This window comes from Sphingobium sp. (genome assembly GCF_049304695.1).
Taxonomy (GTDB): Bacteria; Pseudomonadota; Alphaproteobacteria; order Sphingomonadales; family Sphingomonadaceae; genus Sphingobium.
On sequence record NZ_JBAQOK010000045.1, the window covers coordinates 72,047 to 94,329 of the forward strand.

A 22,283-nucleotide genomic window follows, 5' to 3' on the forward strand; every position below is an offset into this window, starting at 1 on the left:
CGCTGCATCAGGGCTGCTCGTCCAAAGTGTAGATGCGCTCGGCTGCCACCCATTTCACGTCCGCCGGGGCGAAGGGCAGTCGCCGCTGGAACCGGTCCATCAGCGTCTCCCACGCCTGCACATCAGGATCGGCAGCGTCAGCCGCCGCCTTGGCGCTCGCGCAAAAGCCCGGTCCGCTTTCCATGATCATGACCAGTCGATCGCCGACATGCCAGATTTCGAGCGATGCGATGTCGCTGTCGCGGATGGATCGGGTGACAGCGTCGGGCGGACCACCCGCCCGATGCCAACGGCGATAGGCGGCGATGCTTTCGTCATCGGGATGGATGTCCAGCACCAGCACATGGCGCGTCGTGGCTTCGGTCATTGGCTCTTCCCATCCACGCGATCGACCGTGACCAGCATCACGTCATTGCTGTCGAACGCCAGCGTCCGGTCCAGCCGCCCGTCGGCCGCCACGCTGACCATCTCATCGGCTTCCGGCCCATCCTGCGTCATTGCCTGAAGACGGGCGACCTGCCCGCTATCCAGCGTCCTGGGGCTGCCCATGTCGATATAGGCGGAATAGGCATCATTATGGCGATAGCCCGTCCGGTATGTGCGCAACCGGTATCGGCCCGGCGTCAATCCCACGACATGTACCGCAGCGGGCGCGGATTTTTCCGCCGGGACGATCCGCGTGAAAAAGGACCGGTTGCTGACCGGCTGCACCGGCTGATGCCAGTCCCACACCAGCAACCGGACGCCGCGCCCGTCGCTGCTGGCCCAGCTATGCGGATCGACCGTCGGCACCGCACGCCCCTGCAACGCATGCAGATATTTATAGGCGAACCAGGCAGGCTTGCGAATGGATTGCGGGTTCATCAGCCCGAATCCGCCCTCGAACGGCGCGGTCGGCGGCCCCGGCTCCTCGAACAGGTCGCTATAGGTCCAATAACTCATGCCCTGCACGATGCCCTCGACCGCCTTCAACTTGGTCAGGATATAGGCGGCGCTGATATAACTGTCATGGACCGAATCGCGCGGGCTGTAACTGGTGCTCCATTCGGTGAAGAACAACGGCACATCGCGAAAGGCCGATGCCTGGATCTGCGCGCGCACATTGCGCACGTCTGCGATCACGGCGTCGGGGTCCGCCGACAGCTTGTTATCCTCCTTGCCCTGCTCGTCCAGGAAACCGCCCGACACGCCATAGGTGTGGGTCGTCACGAAATCGACCGGCACGCGATGCGCGGCTGCATAGGCCAGAAACTCGGGCACCCACGCCGCGCCCGCCGTCGATGGGCCACCCACGCGCAGCGCTGGATCGATCGCCTTGATCGCCTTGGCCGTCACATCGTAAAGCTGGAAATAGGCTTTCTGGTCGGCGCCCTCCCAAAATCCGTCGAGATTAGGCTCGTTCCACACCTCGAAATACCATTGCCGCACCTCGTCCACGCCATAGCGCTGCCGCACATGGCGCACGAATGCGTCGATCAGCTTGCGCCAGCCGTCGATCTGCGGGTGAGAAGTGTTTCCCTTCCAGTAAAAGATCGAATTGTCCGACGTCTTGAGCGCTTCAGGCGTAAAACCCAGCTCGACGAAGGGGCGTAGGTTACGCGCCCGCAACTGATCGTACAGCCTGTCGATCCCGCTCCAGTCGTAGATCGTCCGCCCCTTTTCCACCCGCACCGTGCGCAGAACGTCGTGAAAGATCGCGTGGAAGCGGATGGTGCGAAACCCCAGTTCCGCCTGCGCCGTCGTCAGCTGCGCCATGCTGTCGTCGCGCATCAGCGTGCCGGGATAATCTGACCCCACCGACAGGTCGAAAAACCGGTCGATCGGCGCCCCAGCGCGCGCCACATCGACCGTGATCGTCCGCTGCGCTTGTGCGGCCACCGGCGTCGCACTCGACAGCAGCGCCGCGCCCAATGCCATCGCGCCGATCATCGCCCGCACGCTCATCAGCGATAATGGCCCATGGTGATTTTCAGGACCTGCGGCCGATCGGTCAGGTTCAACCCATAATCGGTCTGGTCCCCGTTCCAGATGCGCGACATGACCCATTTGCCATTGTCGAATCGTCCTTCCTCCGCCCGCAACATGATGCCGTTGCGCGGCGATCCGGGCTTGGGTTCGAAGGACACCCGGACATGATCGCCCACCAGCAGGAACTCGTCCGCCGACAATTGTATCACGGCAAAGCCCCCGACCGGCTTGTCGGCCGCTGGCGTTGGATCGGCCTTGAAGAAGGTCCATTCCTTCATGCCGAACTGCCACTGGCCCCATTCGCCCTTGATCGCCCAGTCGCCCATGACCGTCGAAATGGCCGATCCGTCGTCGGGCTTTGATCCGCCCCATGTCGGATGCTCGAACGCCATCCGCGCCCAATCGCGCATCATCGATCCGACCGATCGATAGGGCAGGGCAAAGGCGTCCAATATCTCCTCGTCCAGCGCCTTGGCGCCCAGCGGGTAATTCATATAACCGCTGCGATCCATGCCGAACGGCGCAAAGCCGATCGCGCCACGCCCGATCGCGGGATAGAAATAGCGCGCGAACAATAGCGAATTGCCGATTTCCGGCACCATCAGCGCATTGTCGGGACGCGCATATTTGTCGAGGTAGAGCATCACATTGTCGCTCTTCCCATCATAAATATCCGGTGCCTCCAGATCGATGGCCGGCGCCCCGGCCTTCCATATGTCCAGCACGTCCTGCTGCGGACCGCCGCTCGCGACGCCATAGGGGTCTGGAACGTTGGATGGCCCGGCGAGCGCCGCATTGGCATACATGGGCAGCGGCTTGACCGCCTTGCCCGCCACCGCAATCGCATTGACGTAAATGGCGGTGTACCATGTGTTGAACATGCGGTCGGCTTGCGGGCCGAACGCCTGCGCCCATGTGCCCTTATGGCCGGTAGCACGCGCCAGAGTAGCCGGGATCGGCTGCGCGAACAGCTTGTTCGCCTCCGCACTATAATCGCGCGGCATGCGGTAACTGCCAGTCTCATTTTCCACCTGCACCATGATGACGCTGTTGCGCGCATCATGATCGCGCAGATATTCCATCATCTTGACGAAGGCGCGCTTGTCCGCCTCCAGCGTGCGCGTGCCATGCGCACTCAACACGCCATGATCCTCACCAGTCTTGGTCTTGAGGCGTGGAAAGCGGCGGCTGTCCATCTTCACCCAGTCGGGTGTATAGGCATAGCCGGTATTCTTCCATGTCCCGAACCACAGCAGCACAAGCCTTTTGTCGTGCGCCCGCGCCTGATCCAGCAATGTCTGGAGGAAGGAAAAGTCGAACTGCCCCTCGACCGGCTCGACCTGCTGCCAGGCGACCGGTATTTCCAGCGTATTGGCATGGATCCGGTCCAGCACTGGCCAGATCGTGTCGAGATAGGCGGGATAGTTGCTGGCATTGTTCGCCTGCGCGCCCAGCATCAGATACGGCGCGCCATCCACGATCAGCGCGTGCCGCCCATTGCGGCTTTCGATTTTGGGGATGGGCGTGGCGACATCCGCATCGGCAGCGTACAGGGGCGACGCAAGCATCAGGCCCGTCATCGCGGCCAAAATCCGAAACTGTTTCATGTCCCCTCCCTTGGCGATGGCGTCGGCGCATATTGCACGGATGCAGGCCATGCCCGTTGCCCGTTCGACCGCCTAATTCGTCGATGGCACGATAGTCCTATTTTTCTGAAAGAAAAAGCTATTGCACTAATAAAAATCATCGCCGTCGCGCGCTGCGGCATGATCGCGCGGAAATTCGCAGTGATCTCATGCGCTTGCGCCTTCGCATAGTCATCTGAAAGGCGTATATCGACGGGCAGGAAATATTTGCAATATGAAAACATATTTGCAAATATGCGATTTACGTCGTCTGGTGGCTACGGATGTCCGATCCTGTAAGCATGGCGGGCGATAAGAAGGGGAGGGCGGGAATGAGCAGGTTCAGCAAGCGCGATATTCTGGCCGGATCGATGGCGGCACTGGGTATGGGCGCGGCCGCGCGCGCCGCTGGCGCGCCACCGACAATGCCCAAACCGGCCCCGCAAGCCCTTCCGATCGCCAGGGGACGTTTCGACAGCAGCGTCGAATCGCTCAACGGCTATGACGCGCCCGAATGGTTTCGCGACGCCAAGTTCGGCATCTGGTCGCACTGGGGACCACAAGCCGTGCCTCGACAGGGCGACTGGTACGCGCGCTTCATGTATGTGCCCGGCCATCCCCATTATGACCATCATGTCAAAACCTACGGCCACCCATCGGAATTTGGCTATAAGGACATCATTCCCCTGTGGAAGGCGGAGCGTTTCGATCCTGAAGCATTGATGGACAAATATGCGGCCGCAGGCGCAAAATATTTCGTGTCGATGGGCGTCCATCATGACAATTTCGACCTGTGGAATTCCCGCCATCATCGCTGGAACGCAACCGCTATGGGGCCAAAGCGCGACATTGTAGGCGCATGGCAAAAGGCCGCGCGTCGCTGCGGCCTGCGCTTTGGCGTGTCGGAACATCTCGCCGCCAGCTATAGCTGGTGGTATCCCAATCATCTTTATGACCAGTTCTGGCCGAAGCTGGGCTTGGCCTATGACGGTGCGGACCCCCGCTTTGCCGATCTCTATCACGACAATCGCGACGAACCCTTCCGCAATACGCCCGAAAGTTGGTACACGCGCAACGCCGCCTTCCATCAACTCTGGTTTCGCCGCATCAGCGACCTGATCGACAATTATGACGTCGATCTTCTCTACGCCGATGGCGGCCTGCCCTTTGGCGAAGTCGGTCGCTCTCTCGTCGCTCATCTCTATAATAAGAGCATCAGCCGCACCGGAAAGCTGAACGCCGTCTATACCTGCAAGGATTCAGGATCGGGCGAGTTTCATCGCAAAGCCGTCGTCCAGGATGTCGAACGCGGCGTTCTCAAGGGCATCAATCCCTCTCCATGGCAGACGGACACGTCGAACGGCGACTGGTTCTACAGCGACAATTTCGACTATAAAACGCCCGCACAGGTCATCACCATGATGGCCGACATCGTCAGCAAGAATGGCAATATGCTGATGAACGTCGTCCAATATCCCGACGGCAGCCTGCCGCCCCAGTCCGAACAGTTGCTGGCCGAACTGGCCGCCTGGATGAAAATCAACGCCACCGCTATCCACGGCACCCGTCCATGGAAAATCCATGGCGAAGGTCCAACCGAAGCGGCCGAGGGGATGTTCAAGGAAAAGGTCGACTATACCGCCCGCGACATCCGCTTCACGACCAGGGGCGACACCCTCTACGCCATCGCGCTGGGTGAACCGGCTGGCAGCGTGGCGATCACGGCGCTGGCCAGCGACAACCCGCATGAGCGCCGTCGCGTCCGCCGGGTCCGCCTGCTGGGTCATCGCGGCACGATCGCCTTTCAGCAGACTGGACAGGCGCTGGTCATCACCATGCCCGGCACGCTCCCGTCGCGACACGCCAACGCATTTGAAATCACCTTCGCCTGACTGCGCTCCAGTCTTTCTTATTTGGGATGTTCAATCCGATGCTTCCTCGTCTTTCTTCCGTAGCGCGCATGGCCCTGACGATCGGGCTATCCGCCGCCGCCATCGCGCCTATGACCGCCCCCGCCGCCGCGCAAAGCGCGCAGGGGCATCCCGACTGGCCAGGCAAGGGCGACCTGTTCGTGGGCGCCTGCTATCAGCCGATCGACCGCTCGCCCGAACAGATCCGGCAGGACATTGCCATCATGAAAGGCGCGGGCTTCAACCTGGTACGAATGGGCGACCTGTCCTGGGATTCCTTTGAGCCGGAGGAGGGGCGCTTCACCTTCGAATGGTTCGATGATGTCATCGCCCAGATGCACAAGGCAGGAATCAGGGTCGTCGTGGACATTCCCGGCCAGCCAGCCCCGATCTGGATGCACAAAAGCTATCCCGGCGTGAATCTCGTCAATCAGGACGGCGCAACGCTCAACGCCGCGACTCGCTATTGGGACAATATCAGCGACCCCGACTATCGCCGCCTCGCCAAGCGCCTCGGCGAAAAGATGATGCAGCGTTATGCCAACAATCCCGCCGTCATCGCGCTGGGCTATGACAATGAAATCGGCAACGGACAAATGTCCTATTCGGAAGCGGACCGCCTGCGCTTCGTTGGCTGGCTCAAGACGAAATATGGCACCATCGACGCGCTCAACAAAGCCTGGGCGACGCAGCGCTGGTCACGGCGGATCAACAATTGGGATCAGGTTGACCTGCCCTATGGCAACGGCCCCGGTCCCAACGAACGCTATCTCGACCTCAAACGCTATTGGTCGGAAGATACGATCGGCGCGCTCAAGGATCTGGAATCGATCCGCAAGCGCTTCGCGCCCAACCTGCCGGTCGCATCCAATTTCTGGCCGACCGCTTGGACGAAGGGCTTCGATTATCTGCGCTCGTGGGACGAAGTGTCCACCTACGGCGCGCAGGGCTTTTACCCCGGCGATCCGATGGGCGCGGGCTTTGAAGTGATGATGAACAAGGCGTCCCACCCGACGCCTGTCTGGTTCAACGAATTTACCGCAGGCGGTGGCGGCTATTATGGTACGCCCGGCCGATCGCGCATGTGGGCCTATTTCGGCTTGCTCTATTATGCCCAGACCTTCCTCGCCTGGACGTTCAATTCACACATCGGTGGCGAGGAACAGGGATTGTTCGGGCTGGTCGATCATGATGGCCGTCCGTCATGGAAAGTGAACGAATTCGGCCAGTTCGCCAAGGAATTCAGCAAGCTCAAGACGATGGGCTTCCCCCGCTATCGCACGCCCCAGGTCGCGATCCACTATTCCTTCGATACGATGTGGCTGACCAGCCCGCCGCCCGGTCCCAATACGATGCAGGAATATTTCAAGGGCAAATATGGCGAACAGGTCAAGGCCGGGTTCGAACCGCTCTACCGCGACAATATCGATGCCGCCGTGATTGACATCGGCCACGACGCCATCGACACATATAAGCTGGTCGTGCTGTCCAGCGCCTATGTCATGGACAAGCAGACGACCGATGCCATCCGCAAATATGTCGCGGGCGGCGGCACCGTTATCATGACCGGCTATTCCGCGAAGGTCGATGAAACCGGCAAATGGTTCGAAACGCCGCTGCCGGGCGGCTTGACCGACGTGTTTGGCGTGCGCACCAATGCCTTCTACCGGTCGAAAGTGCCGCTGACCGTGTCGCTGGGTGGCGATGCGCTTACCGGCACCGACGATTATTATGAAGTGCTGGAACCCAGTTCCGCAAAGATGCTGGCCAGCTTCACCAATACCGCCGAACGCAGCCCCGCCATCACCGTCAACCGTTTCGGCAAAGGCCGCGCCATCTACCTCGCCACTGCCCCGCAATCGGCCTTTCTCGGACCGCTCATCCGATCGCTCTATGGCGAATTGGGGATCGATCGCGGCCCTGTCACGCCCGAAGGCGTCGTTGCGCGCAACGTCGAAGGGCGCACGCTTTACGTCAACACGACCGACACGGCCAAGAGCGTGCCGATCGAGGGCAGCAAGACAGGCGTGATCGGCAATCGCCGCTATACCGGCCAGCTTGATCTCAAACCTTATGACGCGGAATTACTGCAATAAGGCCGCCGAATTTGACAGGCGGCCTGCGCCATATCATGGAGTTCGTCTCCAACGGCGGGGGAAGGGACATTGATGCGCACCGGCCCTAAAGCAAGCTATGCGGCTCCAGCAGTCGAAAAGGCATTCGAAGTCCTGGAGCTTCTGGCCAACCAGCCCGGTGGCGCATTGATCAGCGAGATGGCGGTCCTGATGGACCGCTCCGTCGGTGAGATATTCCGCATCGTCATCGTGCTCGAAAAAATGGGCTATCTGCAAAAATCGCCCAAGGACGACCGCTACACCGTCGCCTATAAATTGCTCGACCTTGCCTATCGCGCCACCCCGGCACAGGATCTGGTCGCCATCGCCAAGCCAGCCATGCGCCAACTGGCGATGGACAGCGGGCAATCCTGCCATCTGGTCGTCATCAACGATGACGCAGGCCTCGTCATCGCGCGCGAACAAAATCCCGGCACACGCGGCTTTTCCCTGCGCATGGGCGCGCCCGTCGATATGCTGACCAGCTGTTCGGGTCAGGTTCTGCTGGCATTCTCCCCGGAAGAAGTCCGCAACCATGTCATCGACCGCGCCATCGGCGCGACCAGCAGCCGGATCGATCGTGTGGCGCTGGAACGGCGGATGCCGATTATCCGCAAACAGGGCCATGAAAAGCGCAAAAGCCCCATCACGCGCGGCGTCACCGATCTTAGCTATCCCGTCTTCGGCTTCGACGGCGGCGTCGTCGCTGCGCTCACCATTCCCTTTCTGGAACTGATCGACGGATCGCAGATGGTGGATATGGATACGGCCAGGGCGCTGCTGAAGGCTGCTGCCAGCGATATGTCCGTCGCCATGGGTTACAAGCCGGACTGACGTTTCCGCGCGTTAGTCGCGCCTTCCAGTGATTTGTCGCCGCTCGACGGGATCTTCACCGATCCCGCATATCCGCGCGCCTTTGCCATATCGCAAAAGCGTCATTGCATTTGCGGGAATAATATTTCATATTTGGAATTAATAATTTACCTGGGGAAGGTCATCCATGAAAGCGATTGTGTGCCAAAAGCCGTTCGAACTTTTGGCGACCAGTCGCGAAGCACCCGTCCGTCAGGCCGATGAAGTGCTGATCCGCGTCCGCCGCGTCGGCCTGTGCGGAACCGATTATCATATCTTCAGCGGCGACCAGCCCTTCCTCAGCTACCCCCGCGTCATGGGTCATGAAATCAGCGGCGAAGTGATTGAGGCACCAGCGCAATCAGCCCTTTGTCCGGGGCAGGCCGTCACCGTCAATCCCTATTTGCCTTGCGGCCATTGCGTAGCCTGTCGCCGCGCCAAGCCAAATTGCTGCGTCAACATCGCGGTGCTGGGCGTGCATACCGACGGCGGCATGTGCGACGTCATCTCCGTCCCTGCACATGCCGTCATCGATGTGGATGGCCTGACGCTGGATCAGGCCGCGATGGTCGAATTTCTGTCGATCGGCGCGCACGCCGTCGCCCGTGTCGGCGTGGCGTCGGGCGACCGGATACTGGTCGTGGGGGCAGGGCCGATCGGCGTTGCGACCGCGTTGTTCGCACGGCTGGATGGCGCGCGCGTGACGCTGATGGACACGCGGCAGGGACGTCTGGATTTCGCCCGCTCGGTACTTGGCTTCACCGACGTGCTGCTGGCCGGTGACGACGCACCCGCACGGCTTGCGGCTGAAACTGATGGCGAATTTTTCGATGCGGTGTTCGACGCGACCGGCAATATCCACGCCATGCGCAGCGGTCTCGATTATGTCGCCCATGGCGGCACCTATGCGCTGGTCAGCATCGTCAACGGGGATCTGGTCTTTGCCGACCCCGAATTTCACAAGCGCGAAACGACGCTGCTCGCTTGCCGCAACGCGTTGAGCGCCGATTTCAGGCGTGTTATCGACGCTATTCGCAACGGAGACATTCCCATCGACGTCCTGCATACGCACTCGATTCACATGGACGACATGCCCACCAAAATGCCGCAACTGATCGCGGACGCCGAACATGTGTTAAAGGCGATCACGATCATCTGACCTGAAAAAATCGCAAAAACATGGAATGAAAATGGGGGATGCAGGATGGGAGAAGGAATGGATATTGCGCCATCGCCGGGGCATGATCCGCATGGGGTTGTGGGGGCGACCAGACAATCCTTCATCCTGCCCGGATACCGTCTGGGCTTCGCGCTGGTCATCAGCCTGTTCTTTCTATGGGCGCTGGCGAATAACCTGAACGACATACTGATCCGGCAGTTTCAGAAATCGCTGGGGCTGGACCGGGCGCAGGCCGGTTTCATTCAGTTCATATTCTATATCGGCTATTTCACCATGGCCATGCCCGCTGGCCTCATCATGCGGCGCTTTGGCTATAAGGCCGGCATCCTCGTGGGGCTGGGCCTGTACGCAGCAGGGGCGTTTCTGTTCTTCCCCGCATCCATTGCGCGCACATTCCCCATGTTCCTGACCGCCCTGTTCGTCATCGCCGCTGGTGCAGCCTTCCTCGAAACCGCCGCCAATCCCTATATCACCGCCTTTGGCGACCCCGCCAGCGCGTCGCAGCGGCTCACCCTGGCGCAGGCCTTCAATGGCGTGGGCGGCTTTCTGGCCCCTGTCATCGGCGGCCTGTTCATTTTTTCCGGCGTCGAACATTCGCGTCAGGCGATCGCCGCCATGGCCCCGGCCCAGCTGGCCGCCTATCGCGCGGCGGAGGCGCAGACTGTTCAGCTTCCCTATCTTATGCTCGGCGGCCTCGTCCTGCTCGTCGCGCTGGCCTTCGCCTTCGCCCGGTTGCCGAAGCTCGATCATGGCGCCGATCCGGGCGAAGCGGGCAAGGGCCAGTTGCGCCGCGTCCTCTCCCGCCCCCAGTTGCGCGGCGCAGTCATCGCCCAACTCGTCTATAATGGTGCGCAAGTCGGCATCTGGAGCTTTTTCATCGACTTCGTGAAGGATACGCTCCCGATGGTCAGCGAAAAGCAGGCGGCCTTCCTCCTGTCGTTCAGCCTCATCCTCTTCATGATCGGGCGATTCATGGGGGCGGCGCTCATGACGCGGGTCCGCCCTGCGATCCTGCTCGGCCTCTACGCGCTCATCAACATCGCCCTGACGGGAACGGCGCTGGCCTCAACCGGATACATCGCCGTCGGTGCGCTGGCGCTGACCAGCTTCTTCATGTCGATCATGTATCCCACGATTTTCTCGCTGGGCGTCACTGGCCTTGGCCCGCTGATGCCGCTCGGCTCCTCCTGCCTCGTGATGGCCGTAGTCGGCGGCGCGATCATTCCGCCACTGATGGGGCAGATCGCGCTGCAAACCGGATCGCTGCACCTCTCGATGCTCCTGCCCATCCTCTGCTTTATTGTGGTCGCCCTGTATGCACGCACGGCGGCACGCGTCGCATAATGGCGTGAACATCCCGCACACACCTCTCCTGCAGCAACTCGGCTTCGGCGCGAGTTCGCTGGGCAATCTCTATGCTCCCGTCAGCGATGACGAAGCGCGCGCAACGCTGGAGCGCGCATGGACGCGCGGCCTGCGCCATTTCGACACCGCCCCTCATTATGGCCGTGGTCTGTCGGAACGGCGATTGGGCGACATGCTGCGCGGACGCGATGGCTACAGCCTCTCGACCAAGGCGGGGCGGCTGTTGCACCCGGATGCCGCCATGGGACGAGGTGAACTGCATGATGGCTTTCAATCGCCCATGCCTTTCCGCACTAGCTATGATTATAGCGCCGACGGAATCCTGCGCTCGCACGAAGCCAGCCTCCATCGCCTCGGCCTGACGCACGTAGACACGCTTCTGGTCCACGACATCGGCACGATGACGCATGGCACGGACAATCACCGCCATTGGGATGCGCTGACGTCCGGGGGCGGGTTGAAGGCGCTGGATAGGCTGCGGGGGGAGGGCAGCGTCACGCAGATCGGCGTCGGCGTGAACGAAATCGATGCCTGTCTGGCTGTCATGGCGGAAATACGGATCGACACCATATTGATCGCAGGCCGCTACACGCTGCTCGATCAATCCGCGCTGGATCGCCTGTTGGACGCCTGCCTTGCCAGCGGGACGCAGGTCTGGCTCGCCGCGCCGTTCAACGGCGGCATCCTCGTGACCGGAACGCAGGCGCTCATGCCGATCTACGACTATGCCCCGGCATCCGCACGCATCATCGCCAAAGTCCACGCGATCGAAACCATCGCCGCTCGGCACGGGGTCGCGCTCCCCGCCATTGCCCTGCAATTTCCGCTCCATCACCCCGCCATATCCAAAGTCATCGCCGGTTTTCGCAGCGCGGATCAAGTGGAAAAGGCCGTCGACTGGATGGCCCATCCCATCTCGCCAGACCTGTGGACGGACCTCAAACAGGCCGGCATCCTGCACGACGACGCGCCCATTCAGCCAGCCCTGCCAGCAGGATAGACACCATGCAGCTCATCGACGCGCACCAGCATTATTGGTCGCTGTCCACCCCCGGCCATGTCTGGCCGACTTCCGCCGAAGCCGCTATCCATCGCGATCGCGGGCCTGCCGATCTTGCCGCCGAAGTGAAGGGCCGCCTGTCCTTGACAGGCACCATCCTCGTCCAGTCGCAACCGACCGATGCGGACACCGACTGGATGCTCGCGCTCGCCGACCGCGAAGCCTCCGTTCTGGGCGTAGTTGGCTGGGTCGATCTGGCCCACGCGCAAGCCCCGGCGCGCATCGCAAAACTGGCCGGGCACCCCAAATTGCGCGGGCTGCGGCCCATGCTCCAATCGATCGCCGACACGCAATGGTTGCTGGACGATGCCCTCTCGCCCGCGATCGAAGCGATGATTGCGCATGGCCTGCGCTTCGACGCCCTCATCCAGCCGCGCCATCTGCCCATGCTCTACCGCTTCGCGCGGCGCTGGCCGGACCTGCCGATCGTGATCGATCATGCTGCCAAGCCTCTGATCGCGGCTCATGGCCTCGATCCCTGGCGCGCGGACATCGCGCGGCTGGCCGACGCGGGACTTATGGTGCAAATATTCGGGTCTGCGCACCGAACAGGCCGTTGGCGCGTCATCTGCAGATCTGGCCCCTTATGCCACGCATCTGCTGGACTATTTTGCCGATCGCCTGATGTGGGGCAGCGACTGGCCCGTCGTGCATCTGGCTGGCGACGACTATGCCGACTGGCATCGCACAGCCGCTGCATTGGCGGGGGTGGATGGCCCAGCGCACGATCGGCTTTTCGCCGGAGCGGCGCTGGAATTTTACGGCGTCGGGCCATCACATCCTGGGGCAATCATCCCTTTTTGACGGCCGGTAAAAATTTTCGCGCGCAATGACAAAACCCTCTATGCTGTGTGTACCAGCCGTCCGGTCCTGCGCGCTGGTGCAATGAGGGCATATGATATTCAACGATTTTCTCAGCCACCGTCGAAAAGACCAGATGCAGCCCGAAGATCGCGCCGCCCTTGAAGCCTCCGTCAGCGACGTGCGCACCCTGCCTGCGCGTACGACCCTCATCCGTCAGGGCGAACCTGTACATGTCAGCACCTATCTGATGGAAGGGCTGCTGTGCCGATATATGGACGATCGGGAAGGGCAGCGGCAGTTGGTCGCGGTGCATGTTCCCGGTGATTTCGTCGATCTTCACGGCTATCCGCTCAAATATCTCGACCACGACATGGCCAGCATCACCGCATGCAAGATCGCCACGGTGCCCCACGCCAATATCGACATATTGGTGCGGGAGAGGCCTCAGCTTGCCAAGCTGCTCTGGTTCAGCACCCTGATCGATGCAGCGATGCACCGCGAATGGATATTCCGCCTGGGGCGCCTGGACGCCGCCGCGCGGGTCGCACATTTCTTCTGCGAGATCGAAGCGAAGCTGCGCGTCGTGGGCCTCAGCGATGGCATGCATTTCGACCTTCCCATGACGCAGCATGATCTTGGCGAAGCCTGCGGCATCACCCCCGTACATATGAACCGCATGCTGCGCGTCCTGAAAAATCGGGGGCTTTTGCACGTGCAGGGGCGGCAGGTGCATGTCCTCAACCGCGCCGGGCTGGCGCAACTGGGTGAATTCGATCCGGCCTATCTATATATCGAAGGATGAGTTGAGGAACCAGCAAGCATCCTCCTCCGTTTCAGGACGCCAGTCTGGAGGAGACGCTATGCGCATTACCGATGTTCACGATAAAGCCGGAAACGCCGTGGCCGATCATGGCGTCGTGCTGCTTGATGGCCCCAATGGCGTCGCCGTCTCCATGACGGCGGATGCCGCCGAACAAACAGGGCAGGCGTTGATCCGCGCCGCCATCCATGCGCGCGGGCAATCGGTCGACCCGTCCTGACAGGATCCCGGTGATCCGGTTTTCGTCATAATCTAAATCAGTGGGCGGAACAATCCTTCGCGCCAACCGCTCCACATCATGCGGGTTTGAGCAGGCTAGCAAGTGGTGTCCGGGCGACTGGCTTCCTCTCTTCTGCAATCGATCCGACCTATTGCGGTTTAGGCCAACTTATCGATCCGGGCGGATAGCCCCTGAAACATCCGACAGGTGGAGTTGCTCATGCTCATTCGTGCTGGTTATGATCTTGCTTTCCGGGCTTATGCGCCAACCCCGATGATCTCCATGCTGTCGGTGCGCCCGGATCGGCTGGCCGATCTGCGCACGCCCCATATCATCGACAATGATCGCGGCATGGCGTTGCAGGATTTTACCGATGCTTATGGCAACATCTGCACCCGTTTCACGCTCCAACCCGGTATCACGCGCCTGTCCTGCGATTTCATGATCGAGGACAGCGGCTTGATCGACCCGCAAAGTCCTCATGCGCAACAGCATGACGTGAGCGATTTGCCAGCGGACGTGCTGATGTATCTGTCGGGTAGCCGCTATTGCGAAACCGACATATTGTCCAACGTTGCCTGGGGTTCGTTTGGCCATATAAACTCCGGCTGGGACCGGGTGCAGGCGATCGTGGATTTCGTCCACAATCACCTGACCTATGGCTATTGCTACGCCCGCAACACTCGCACCGCTGCCGAAGCCTATCGCGAAGGCGTTGGCGTATGCCGCGACTTCGCACATCTGGCCGTGACCCTCGCGCGCTGCATGAACATCCCCGCTCGCTATTGCAGCGGCTATCTGGGCGACATCGGCATTGATCCGGTCGATATCCCGATGGATTTTCACGCCTGGTTCGAAGTCTATCTGGGTGGCCAGTGGCACGCCTTCGACGCCCGCCATCGCGTGCCGCGCATCGGCCGCATCCTGATGGCCTGTGGCCGCGACGCTGCCGACACCGCATTGACCACTGCTTTTGGCCCTGTCGATCTGGTGAGCTTCCACGTCCACACCGACGAGGTCACTGCTGCCACGCGATTTCGCGAAGCGCGCATGGACATCGCCGCCTGACCTGACACCCTCGCCATTTCGGCGACAATAATCACAAGAGGACATAGCATGGCCGACACATCGAAAAGCGCCCCGACAACCACTGGCGGCGAAACGCATCAGGTCGCGGGCGCATCCGCCGACGCAGCCACCGTCCTGACCACCAATCAGGGCATTGCCGTTTCCGACAATCAGAACAGCCTGAAGTCCGGCGCACGCGGTCCCACGCTGCTGGAAGATTTCGTCCTGCGCGAAAAAATCTTTCACTTCGATCATGAACGTATTCCAGAGCGGATCGTCCATGCCCGCGGTTCGGGCGCGCACGGCTATTTCGAAGCCACCGACGACATTTCCGACCTGACCAAGGCCGCCCTGTTCAAAAAGGGCGAAAAGACCGAAATCTTCGCCCGCTTCTCGACCGTCGCTGGCGGCGCGGGATCAGTGGACACGCCCCGCGACGTGCGTGGCTTCGCGGTCAAATTCTACACGACCGAGGGCAATTGGGACCTCGTCGGCAACAACATCCCTGTCTTCTTCATTCAGGACGCGATCAAATTCCCCGACCTCGTCCACGCAGTCAAGATGGAGGCCGATCGCGGCTATCCGCAGGCGGGCAGCGCGCATGATACCTTCTGGGACTGGGCCTCGCTCATGCCCGAAACCACCCATATGCTGATGTGGGCCATGTCGGACCGTACCCTGCCGCGCAGCCTGCGCACGATGGAGGGTTTTGGCATCCACACCTTCCTGCTGGTCAACGAAGCGGGCAACGCCAGCTATGTCAAATTCCACTGGAAGCCCAAACTCGGCCTGCAATCGACCATCTGGGACGAAGCCTTGAAACTACAGGCCGCCGACAACGACTATCATCGCCGCGACCTGTTCGAAGCGATCGACACCGGCAACTTCCCCGAATGGGAACTGGGGATTCAGGTCTTCGACCGGGCCTTCGCCGATGCGCAGCCCTATGACGTGCTCGACTCCACCAAGCTGATTCCCGAAGAAGATATCCCCGTCCGCATCATCGGTCGCATGGTTCTCGACCGCAATGTCGATAATTTCTTCGCCGAAACCGAACAGGTCGCCTTCTGCCCCGCGAATATCGTGCCGGGCATCGATTTTTCGAACGATCCGCTGTTGCAGGGTCGTCTCTTCTCCTATCTCGACACACAGAAGTCGCGCCTCGGCACCGCCAACTTCCACCAGATCCCCGTCAACGCCCCGCGTTGCCCGTTCCAGAATTTCCAGCGCGACGGCCAGATGCAGATGAATGTTCCAAAGGGCCGCGCCAACTACGAACCCAACAGCCTGGCCGATCATGGTGAGGAAGGTGGCCCGCGCGAAAGCCCCGCACGCGGTTTCGCCACCACGACCGCACCGACCGGCGAGCATGAAAGCGGCGATAAGCTGCGCGTGCGCCCCGATACTTTCGCCGATCATTACAGTCAGGCGCGCCTCTTCTACCTTTCGCAAACCCCCAGCGAGCAGGCGCATATCGCCTCTTCCTTCGTGTTCGAACTTTCGAAGGTCGGCCTGCTCGATCAGGTGCCGGGCCGCATGCTCGCCAACCTGCGCAACGTGGACGAAGATCTCGCCAAGCGCGTCGCCGACGGCCTCGCCAAACCACTCCCCGCCGCCGCCAAACCTGCCAAAGCGCCGGTCGACATGCCACCGTCGGATGCGCTCTCCATCCACAAGAACATGAAGCCCACGCTGGAAGGCCGCGCCGTCGGCATCCTGATCGCAGACGGCACTGACGCCGCAGAACTCAAGACAACGATCGCGATGATCGACAAGGCCAAGGGCAAGCCCGTCATCGTCGCCCCCAAAGTCGGCGGCGCCAAACTGTCCGACGGATCGCAGCAAAAGGCCGACGGCCAACTCGCCGGCACCCCCAGCCAGTTGTTCGACGCAGTAGCGATCATCCTGTCGAAAGAAGGCTGCGCGATGCTGATGAAGGAAGGCGCAGCGGTAGAATTCGCCATGAACGCCTTCGGCCACTTAAAGGCGATTGGCGCAAACGAAGCCGCCAAGCCGCTGCTGGACAAGGCAGGCGTCGAACCCGACCAGGGTATAACGGGCCTGAACGACGGTTTCATCACCGCCGCCAGCGCCCGCTTCTACGACCGCGAACCGGGCGTGCGTATCTTGGCCTGATGGAAATGACTGCGCGTCTCTGGGTCTATTGGCCCGGAGACGCGCAAGTATGAAAGTAAATGGAACTCATGAAATTAAGGTTCCATTTTCTTTTGCATAGCAAGTACGTCTGGCAGGCCGATTGATTATTGTCGAAAGCTATTTTCGATGTCTTCGGCAGAGATTCGTTGATGCGTTTGAACCGCTAAGAGAAGCTATGCTCAATTTTTCGTAGTTCGTCAGCGATACTGTCGTTCTCGAAAGCGGAATTTCGAATTATGACTAGGTTTGTGACACAGTATCTGTTCGCAGGCAGTGCCGCGCATGGTGGAGTTCTGATAAGCTGGCAATTCGAGAGGCACGGAGCCCGACCAAACGAAAAATTCTGGACAAAATTTTAAAACGTCTTCTCGGTATGATAAGGGTGCCGATGAGCATCCAAGCCTCCTACCGGCAAATAGGTCATCTAACACTTACAAGGCTCGCCGAAGACGCCCTCTCTGATATTTGGCGCGCATCGCCTCAAGCCATTGTGGATAAGAGCGAGAAGTAATTTCACGTTTGGCATGTTCCAAATTTAAATAATGCTCATCGAAGTCACGCTCAAATGCTCCAACGCCGACTGCCAAATCGTGAATAATTTGAGAGAGGTATTCAAGAAGCCGATGCTTGCATTTAACAGAATGAGCATTCTCTCCGTTTATCTGCTGCGTATGTGTCGGCGAGTAATCATCGTTTTCGGAGTTGAGCGGCCTTACCCACTGCCCGTGGGCGAGCTTGTTTCGCACCTCAACTATTGGTCGTAGGTCATCGTTTATAATGCTCAAGAGCGCTGCATAACGGGCTCTTGGAGTAAAAGGCAGCATTTGTGACAGATTAGCGGACGGAATTTGATATCGCTTCCTGAATCCTCGTTCCAACGCTGCTTTCCAAATTTCAATTTGTGAACCCGCGCTTGTTATCTGGAGCCGATCGGCAGGACTGAATCCATTGGGCTCAAAAAGCATCTTCCTTAGACGATCCTCAGCCCAAGCGCCGAGCAGAAGCATTGTCGTCTTGAGCAAAGCATCGGAGGTGGTGTCGTCGCACCGAGCTAGGGATCCGTTTAGCTCACGCAGCATTCGTTCGAGCGCCGTATCTACCGCGCGCAAATTCTTCACATGAGCTTTGTAGAGATTCTCAGGCGTTGCTGGCATTCATGTCATCCCCGGTCATCAAAAGGCACTTAGAAAATGCCCTTTGATGACCGGGAATCGAACCCAGTTAGACTCCCCGGAGGGCGTGTTTCCATTACAATATCATCCGAGTTTTCTATTGTCAGGCTGGGAGACTCACGTCAAGGTTGCTCGCCCGGATGTCTGATTGGCGCACGTCAAGCCTGACCGAGGGTTCTCGACTTAACCTGACGTTCATTGCCGCACTGCTGAATGGGGTGAGGTGGCCGACACCCGACACCGTAAACATCAGTTATCTCTGCAACCCGGCTATGTTCCGGTCATTCCGCAACCGGCCATTGCACGACGGATTAATCTTTTTCAGCAACCCGAGCACCCCCTTCAATCCATCAACGACAACATCTCCGAAATCGAGATAAACGTAAACGCGACCGAACTGTCCGCCACGCCATAGGGCATGAAGATCTTGTCCCCGATCCGCGTCGCGCCGCATGTATAGACGACATTGGGGACATAGCCCTCCCGCTCATTTTCCGCCGCCGCCAGGATCGGTTCGATCGACCGGCGCAGCACCTTCGACGGGTCGTCCTTGTCCAGCAGCACAGCCCCGATCGAATATTCGCGCATCGCGCCGACGCCATGGGTCAGCAGCAGCCAGCCTTCGTCCAGTTCGATCGGCGCGCCGCAATTGCCGATCTGCACCAGTTCCCACAGATATCGCGGCGTCAGGATCAGTTCGCCTTCGCCCCATTCGGTCAGCGTGTCGGACTGGATCAGGAACAGATTTTCCCCATCCTGCCGCCCGATCATCATATATTTGCCGTTCACCTTGCGCGGGAACAGCGCCATGCCCTTGTTGCGCGCGGCGCTGCCGCTGAGCGGGCACAGGTCGAAGCTGCGGAAATCCGATGTGCGCAACATCTCGGACTGAATCTCACGGCCATTATAGGCGGTGTAGGTTCCCAGCCATTCGGTCGATCCGTCATCATGATGAAACTGGACCATCCGCAGATCTTCCAGTCCATTGGCCTGCGCCGACGTGATTGGAAATATGACCGTGCCCGACAATGTGCTGTCGGCATGACGATAGATGGTGACCGGCCCGGTCTGCTCGGTTTCCTCGTCGCCCAGCGCATCCGCCGCCGTGGCGAAGGGCGGTTCATGGGCCAGATGCAGGTCGCCGTCCTGCGTGATGATGCCCTCGCGAAAGGCGATGGAACTGATATGGCCTTCACCCACTGCGCGCAGGGAAATGACGATACGCTGGCTACCCTTGGCCATGCCGCTCTGGTCGGGGTGCGGCACGACGCTGGGGTTCATCAGGGCGGCGGCGGCATAGCTATATTCGTGGCAGAAATAAGCGCCCAGCAACTGGCATCGCGCGTCGCTGATGCCCCGGTCGTCCAGCTTCATCAGCTTGGCGATCTCGGCAAAGCGAGTCATGAACACGCGCCGCGTCTGCCAGTGGCGTGCGTCGAATCCCAACAGGACATGCGTCAGTTGATCGTTGACCTGCGCCTCGCTCAGCGCCAGCACCGCTTCGGTGATGCGCTGCGTGCGGCTGGGCGTGCCCGGCTGCGACTGCCAGCTCAAGTGAAAAGGCCGAACCACGACTCGTGTGGCATCGGCGGTCAAACGCAGCGGCAGCGCATCAATCTTCTGCAAAAAAACAATCCCGTGCAGTCATAGCCGATCAGGCGAGAGCAGGCGCTCCCGTCGGATCGCGTTCTGCCACGACTGACAGGCTTTGGGAAAGCCTCTTCATCGCACAGGATGCTAATTGCAGCGCGATCAGCGATTCGGCGCCCTGATTAAGGTTCGCGCCGAGTGGTGTCAGTCCATCGAAACACCCGCCGGTCGTCGGAGTCGCCAGCGGCGTATCCAGATCATTCTGCCCCAGGAACCAGCGATAGGCCGCATCCGCCAGCATGATCCAGCGCGGATCGGGATCGACCGTCCACGCCGCGATCGCTGCATCCACCGTCGCCTGCGCTTCCAGCGGCTGCTGGTCGTAGGGCAGGGGTGCCTTGTGCGCGCGCCCGAAACTTTCCGATCCGACAGCGCGGAAATAGCCTTCGGGCGTCTGCTGCTTGTCGGCAATCCACGCCAGCGTATCCCGCCCGCGATCGATCAGGTCTTGCCGGTCAAGATGCCGACCCGCGACCAGCAATGCTTCGGGCAACCGCGCATTGTCATAAGCCAGCACCGCCTCGAACCATGCCCAGTCGGGCCGCCGCGACACATCCATCAACGCAGCGATGCGATCGGCGAAGTCCTCCATCACTTCCCGCGCCCGCACATGAGTGGGGTCATGATCCAGCAGCGCACCCACGCCCAATATGACGAAAGCCTGCGCTCGCGGCGAATGAACCGACGCCATCGGGTCTAGCGCCACGTTGAACAACCGGGCGGCCCACTCACGATGCGTGGCGAACTGTCCGTCGCGTATGGTGACGCCCAGCGCCCAGAGGGTACGGCCGCAGCTATCCTCCGACCCCTCTTCCTCGCACCAGCGCCGGTCATAACCCATGAAGTTGCGGAAGCGCCCGCAATCAGGGTTCCACGCATGCTGGATGAAGCTGGCATAGGTGGTCATCCAGTGATTGCGCAGATCCTCGTCCATATCTTCGATCTGCGTCATCAGGATCAGCGCGCGGGCATTGTCGTCGATGCAATAGCCGTGATTGCGGTCGGGAATCGTCAATATGCTGTGCTGCAACATGCCCGTCGCGTCGCTCATGCGCAGCACGGCGGTGGCATCGGCGGGCAGGACGGCATATCTGCGCCGGGGGACCAGCCGGGCCGGGTGTACGGCGATCGCCGCCTTGATAAGGTCATTGACCCGCCGCGCCAGCGCGCTCCAGATCATCTCGCGGCCATAGCCATAGGCCCGTTGTGCATAGCTATCGAGCAGCGCATTATCGGACAGCAGCCGCACGATCTGCGCCGCCATCGCGTCAGGATCGCGGAAGGGGACGACCACGCCGCGCTCTTCCGCCAGGATTTCCACCGCCTGTACATAAGGCGTCGACAGCACTGGCTTGCCCATGCCGATCGCATAACTCAGCGTCCCCGACACGATCTGCGCGGGATTGACGTAAGGCGTCACATAAATGTCGGCCGCCTGGAGATAATCGAGCAGATCTTCCTGCGCGACATAGCGGTCGATGAACTCCACGCTCTCGCCCACGCCCAGATCCTGTGCCAGTTGCATCAGCCCATGGCGCAGCGCTTCGCCCTGTTCGCGGATCAAATTGGGGTGCGTCGCGCCCAGCACGACATAGCGCGCGTCGGGATGTTCAGCGACGATCGCGGGCATAGCCCGGATCATATGGTCGATGCCCTTGTCCGGCGCCAGCAGGCCGAAGGTCAGGATGATTTTCCGCCCGTCCCAGCCGAATGTCGGCTTCATCGCGGCAGGCGCGATATAGGGCCGGTCTGGCACGCCATGCGGGATGACCGCGATGATCGCCTCGTCCACGCCATAGGATTCCATCAGGATGCGGCGGCCCTGGCCTGCCATCACCATGATCTGGCTCGCGCGACGCAGCAGGGCAGCCAGCACACGCTTCTCGTCCGCATTGGCTTTTTCGGAAATGGTGTGCAGCGTCACGACCAGCGGCAGGCGCGTGCGTTCGAGCAGATGCAGGATCATCTCCCCGGCAGGTCCACCGAATATACCGAACTCATGCTGCAACCAGATCGCCTGCGCGCCGCCATCCTCGATACGGGCTGCCGCTTCGGCATAGGCGGCGCGGTCGTCGCGGGCGATGGCGTGGATGGCGGCGGGATAGACGATCCCGTCCGCGCCATCGTCCATCGCATAGCTGTCGATGCGCATCTCTGGATAGGCCTCGTGCAAAGCATCATGGCAATGCGTCGTGAACGTAGCGATGCCACAGCGGCGCGGCATACTATTGCCGATCAACGCGATATGCTTTGGATTAGTGACGAGCGTATCCAGCGGCCTTTGCTTCATCGTTTATCATCCTGCTGACCCATCTTGC

The 22,283-nt window shown here is 60.5% G+C and carries 17 protein-coding genes and 1 pseudogene; 12 read left to right on the forward strand and 6 right to left on the reverse strand.

What is annotated here, in order from left to right:
• Positions 1 to 7: 7 nt before the first annotated feature.
• Genes WA070_RS06580 through WA070_RS06590 form a run of 3 tightly spaced genes read right to left on the reverse strand, consistent with a single transcriptional unit; the run spans position 8 to position 3,575 of the window.
• On the reverse strand, positions 8 to 367 hold the full coding sequence (locus WA070_RS06580; protein WP_422633294.1) for an L-rhamnose mutarotase: 360 nt from the start codon (positions 365 to 367) through the stop codon (positions 8 to 10).
• Positions 364 to 1,944, reverse strand: a complete 1,581-nt coding sequence (locus WA070_RS06585) for a GH39 family glycosyl hydrolase (protein ID WP_422633295.1) — start codon at positions 1,942 to 1,944, stop codon at positions 364 to 366. The genes WA070_RS06580 and WA070_RS06585 overlap by 4 nt, the downstream gene beginning before the upstream one ends.
• The gene (locus WA070_RS06590; protein ID WP_422633296.1) at positions 1,944 to 3,575 is read right to left on the reverse strand and encodes a DUF5597 domain-containing protein; all 1,632 of its coding nucleotides are present in this window, start codon (positions 3,573 to 3,575) and stop codon (positions 1,944 to 1,946) included. Before WA070_RS06590 ends, WA070_RS06585 begins: the two co-directional genes overlap by 1 nt.
• Before the next feature lie 350 nt (positions 3,576 to 3,925).
• Here WA070_RS06590 and WA070_RS06595 point away from each other — a divergent pair, with 350 nt between their 5' ends.
• The 12 genes and pseudogenes from WA070_RS06595 to WA070_RS06650 all read left to right on the forward strand — a co-directional run bounded on the left by WA070_RS06595 (position 3,926) and on the right by WA070_RS06650 (position 17,122).
• Positions 3,926 to 5,485 (forward strand): alpha-L-fucosidase, encoded by a 1,560-nt coding sequence (locus WA070_RS06595; protein ID WP_422633297.1) that lies wholly within the window; start codon positions 3,926 to 3,928, stop codon positions 5,483 to 5,485.
• 68 nt (positions 5,486 to 5,553) lie between these two features.
• Positions 5,554 to 7,599: a beta-galactosidase gene (locus WA070_RS06600; protein WP_422633298.1), complete on the forward strand. Its 2,046-nt coding sequence runs from the start codon at positions 5,554 to 5,556 to the stop codon at positions 7,597 to 7,599.
• Between the two features lie 72 nt (positions 7,600 to 7,671).
• Complete coding sequence (locus WA070_RS06605) at positions 7,672 to 8,451, forward strand: IclR family transcriptional regulator (protein WP_422633299.1); 780 nt, start codon at positions 7,672 to 7,674, stop codon at positions 8,449 to 8,451.
• Positions 8,452 to 8,617: 166 nt separating this feature from the next.
• Entirely contained in the window at positions 8,618 to 9,628 is a 1,011-nt protein-coding gene (locus tag WA070_RS06610; RefSeq protein ID WP_422633300.1) for a zinc-binding alcohol dehydrogenase family protein, read from the forward strand.
• A 45-nt stretch (positions 9,629 to 9,673) separates the two neighbouring features.
• Positions 9,674 to 10,993: an L-fucose:H+ symporter permease gene (fucP, locus tag WA070_RS06615; protein ID WP_422633301.1), complete on the forward strand. Its 1,320-nt coding sequence runs from the start codon at positions 9,674 to 9,676 to the stop codon at positions 10,991 to 10,993.
• Positions 10,965 to 12,014: an aldo/keto reductase gene (locus WA070_RS06620; protein ID WP_422633302.1), complete on the forward strand. Its 1,050-nt coding sequence runs from the start codon at positions 10,965 to 10,967 to the stop codon at positions 12,012 to 12,014. Before fucP ends, WA070_RS06620 begins: the two co-directional genes overlap by 29 nt.
• A 5-nt stretch (positions 12,015 to 12,019) precedes the next feature.
• Positions 12,020 to 12,526 (forward strand): annotated as a pseudogene (locus WA070_RS06625) (amidohydrolase family protein); the annotation flags it as partial.
• Positions 12,527 to 12,539: 13 nt separating this feature from the next.
• Positions 12,540 to 12,878, forward strand: coding sequence for an amidohydrolase family protein (locus WA070_RS06630; protein ID WP_422633303.1), 339 nt, complete (start codon positions 12,540 to 12,542; stop codon positions 12,876 to 12,878).
• Positions 12,879 to 12,969: 91 nt separating this feature from the next.
• The gene (locus WA070_RS06635) at positions 12,970 to 13,680 is read left to right on the forward strand and encodes a Crp/Fnr family transcriptional regulator (protein ID WP_422633304.1); all 711 of its coding nucleotides are present in this window, start codon (positions 12,970 to 12,972) and stop codon (positions 13,678 to 13,680) included.
• A gap of 58 nt (positions 13,681 to 13,738) precedes the next feature.
• Positions 13,739 to 13,918: a hypothetical protein gene (locus tag WA070_RS06640; protein WP_422633305.1), complete on the forward strand. Its 180-nt coding sequence runs from the start codon at positions 13,739 to 13,741 to the stop codon at positions 13,916 to 13,918.
• Between the two features lie 219 nt (positions 13,919 to 14,137).
• The gene (locus tag WA070_RS06645; RefSeq protein WP_422633339.1) at positions 14,138 to 14,986 is read left to right on the forward strand and encodes a transglutaminase-like domain-containing protein; all 849 of its coding nucleotides are present in this window, start codon (positions 14,138 to 14,140) and stop codon (positions 14,984 to 14,986) included.
• A 48-nt stretch (positions 14,987 to 15,034) separates the two neighbouring features.
• A complete protein-coding gene (locus WA070_RS06650; protein WP_422633306.1) occupies positions 15,035 to 17,122 on the forward strand; it encodes a catalase in 2,088 nt (695 codons plus the stop codon).
• 452 nt (positions 17,123 to 17,574) lie between these two features.
• Here WA070_RS06650 and WA070_RS06655 read toward each other — a convergent pair whose 3' ends face one another.
• The 3 genes from WA070_RS06655 to WA070_RS06665 form a co-directional block, all read right to left on the reverse strand.
• Positions 17,575 to 18,297: a hypothetical protein gene (locus WA070_RS06655; RefSeq protein WP_422633307.1), complete on the reverse strand. Its 723-nt coding sequence runs from the start codon at positions 18,295 to 18,297 to the stop codon at positions 17,575 to 17,577.
• A gap of 360 nt (positions 18,298 to 18,657) precedes the next feature.
• Positions 18,658 to 19,941 carry a glycoside hydrolase family 130 protein gene (locus WA070_RS06660; RefSeq protein ID WP_422633308.1) on the reverse strand — a complete coding sequence of 428 codons (1,284 nt, stop codon included), beginning with the start codon at positions 19,939 to 19,941 and terminating at the stop codon, positions 18,658 to 18,660.
• A gap of 28 nt (positions 19,942 to 19,969) precedes the next feature.
• Positions 19,970 to 22,255 (reverse strand): glycosyltransferase, encoded by a 2,286-nt coding sequence (locus WA070_RS06665; protein WP_422633309.1) that lies wholly within the window; start codon positions 22,253 to 22,255, stop codon positions 19,970 to 19,972.
• Between the last annotated feature and the right edge of the window lie 28 nt (positions 22,256 to 22,283).

Bases quoted from the DNA above. Each gene is read 5' to 3' on its own strand.
- WA070_RS06580 (WP_422633294.1), bottom strand. From the start codon at position 367: ATGACCGAAGCCACGACGCGCCATGTGCTGGTGCTGGACATCCATCCC.
- WA070_RS06585 (WP_422633295.1), bottom strand. From the start codon at position 1,944: ATGAGCGTGCGGGCGATGATCGGCGCGATGGCATTGGGCGCGGCGCTG.
- WA070_RS06590 (WP_422633296.1), bottom strand. From the start codon at position 3,575: ATGAAACAGTTTCGGATTTTGGCCGCGATGACGGGCCTGATGCTTGCG.
- WA070_RS06595 (WP_422633297.1), top strand. From the start codon at position 3,926: ATGAGCAGGTTCAGCAAGCGCGATATTCTGGCCGGATCGATGGCGGCA.
- WA070_RS06600 (WP_422633298.1), top strand. From the start codon at position 5,554: ATGGCCCTGACGATCGGGCTATCCGCCGCCGCCATCGCGCCTATGACC.
- WA070_RS06605 (WP_422633299.1), top strand. From the start codon at position 7,672: ATGCGCACCGGCCCTAAAGCAAGCTATGCGGCTCCAGCAGTCGAAAAG.
- WA070_RS06610 (WP_422633300.1), top strand. From the start codon at position 8,618: ATGAAAGCGATTGTGTGCCAAAAGCCGTTCGAACTTTTGGCGACCAGT.
- fucP (WP_422633301.1), top strand. From the start codon at position 9,674: ATGGGAGAAGGAATGGATATTGCGCCATCGCCGGGGCATGATCCGCAT.
- WA070_RS06620 (WP_422633302.1), top strand. From the start codon at position 10,965: ATGCACGCACGGCGGCACGCGTCGCATAATGGCGTGAACATCCCGCAC.
- WA070_RS06630 (WP_422633303.1), top strand. From the start codon at position 12,540: ATGGCCTCGATCCCTGGCGCGCGGACATCGCGCGGCTGGCCGACGCGG.
- WA070_RS06635 (WP_422633304.1), top strand. From the start codon at position 12,970: ATGATATTCAACGATTTTCTCAGCCACCGTCGAAAAGACCAGATGCAG.
- WA070_RS06640 (WP_422633305.1), top strand. From the start codon at position 13,739: ATGCGCATTACCGATGTTCACGATAAAGCCGGAAACGCCGTGGCCGAT.
- WA070_RS06645 (WP_422633339.1), top strand. From the start codon at position 14,138: ATGCTCATTCGTGCTGGTTATGATCTTGCTTTCCGGGCTTATGCGCCA.
- WA070_RS06650 (WP_422633306.1), top strand. From the start codon at position 15,035: ATGGCCGACACATCGAAAAGCGCCCCGACAACCACTGGCGGCGAAACG.
- WA070_RS06655 (WP_422633307.1), bottom strand. From the start codon at position 18,297: ATGCCAGCAACGCCTGAGAATCTCTACAAAGCTCATGTGAAGAATTTG.
- WA070_RS06665 (WP_422633309.1), bottom strand. From the start codon at position 22,255: ATGAAGCAAAGGCCGCTGGATACGCTCGTCACTAATCCAAAGCATATC.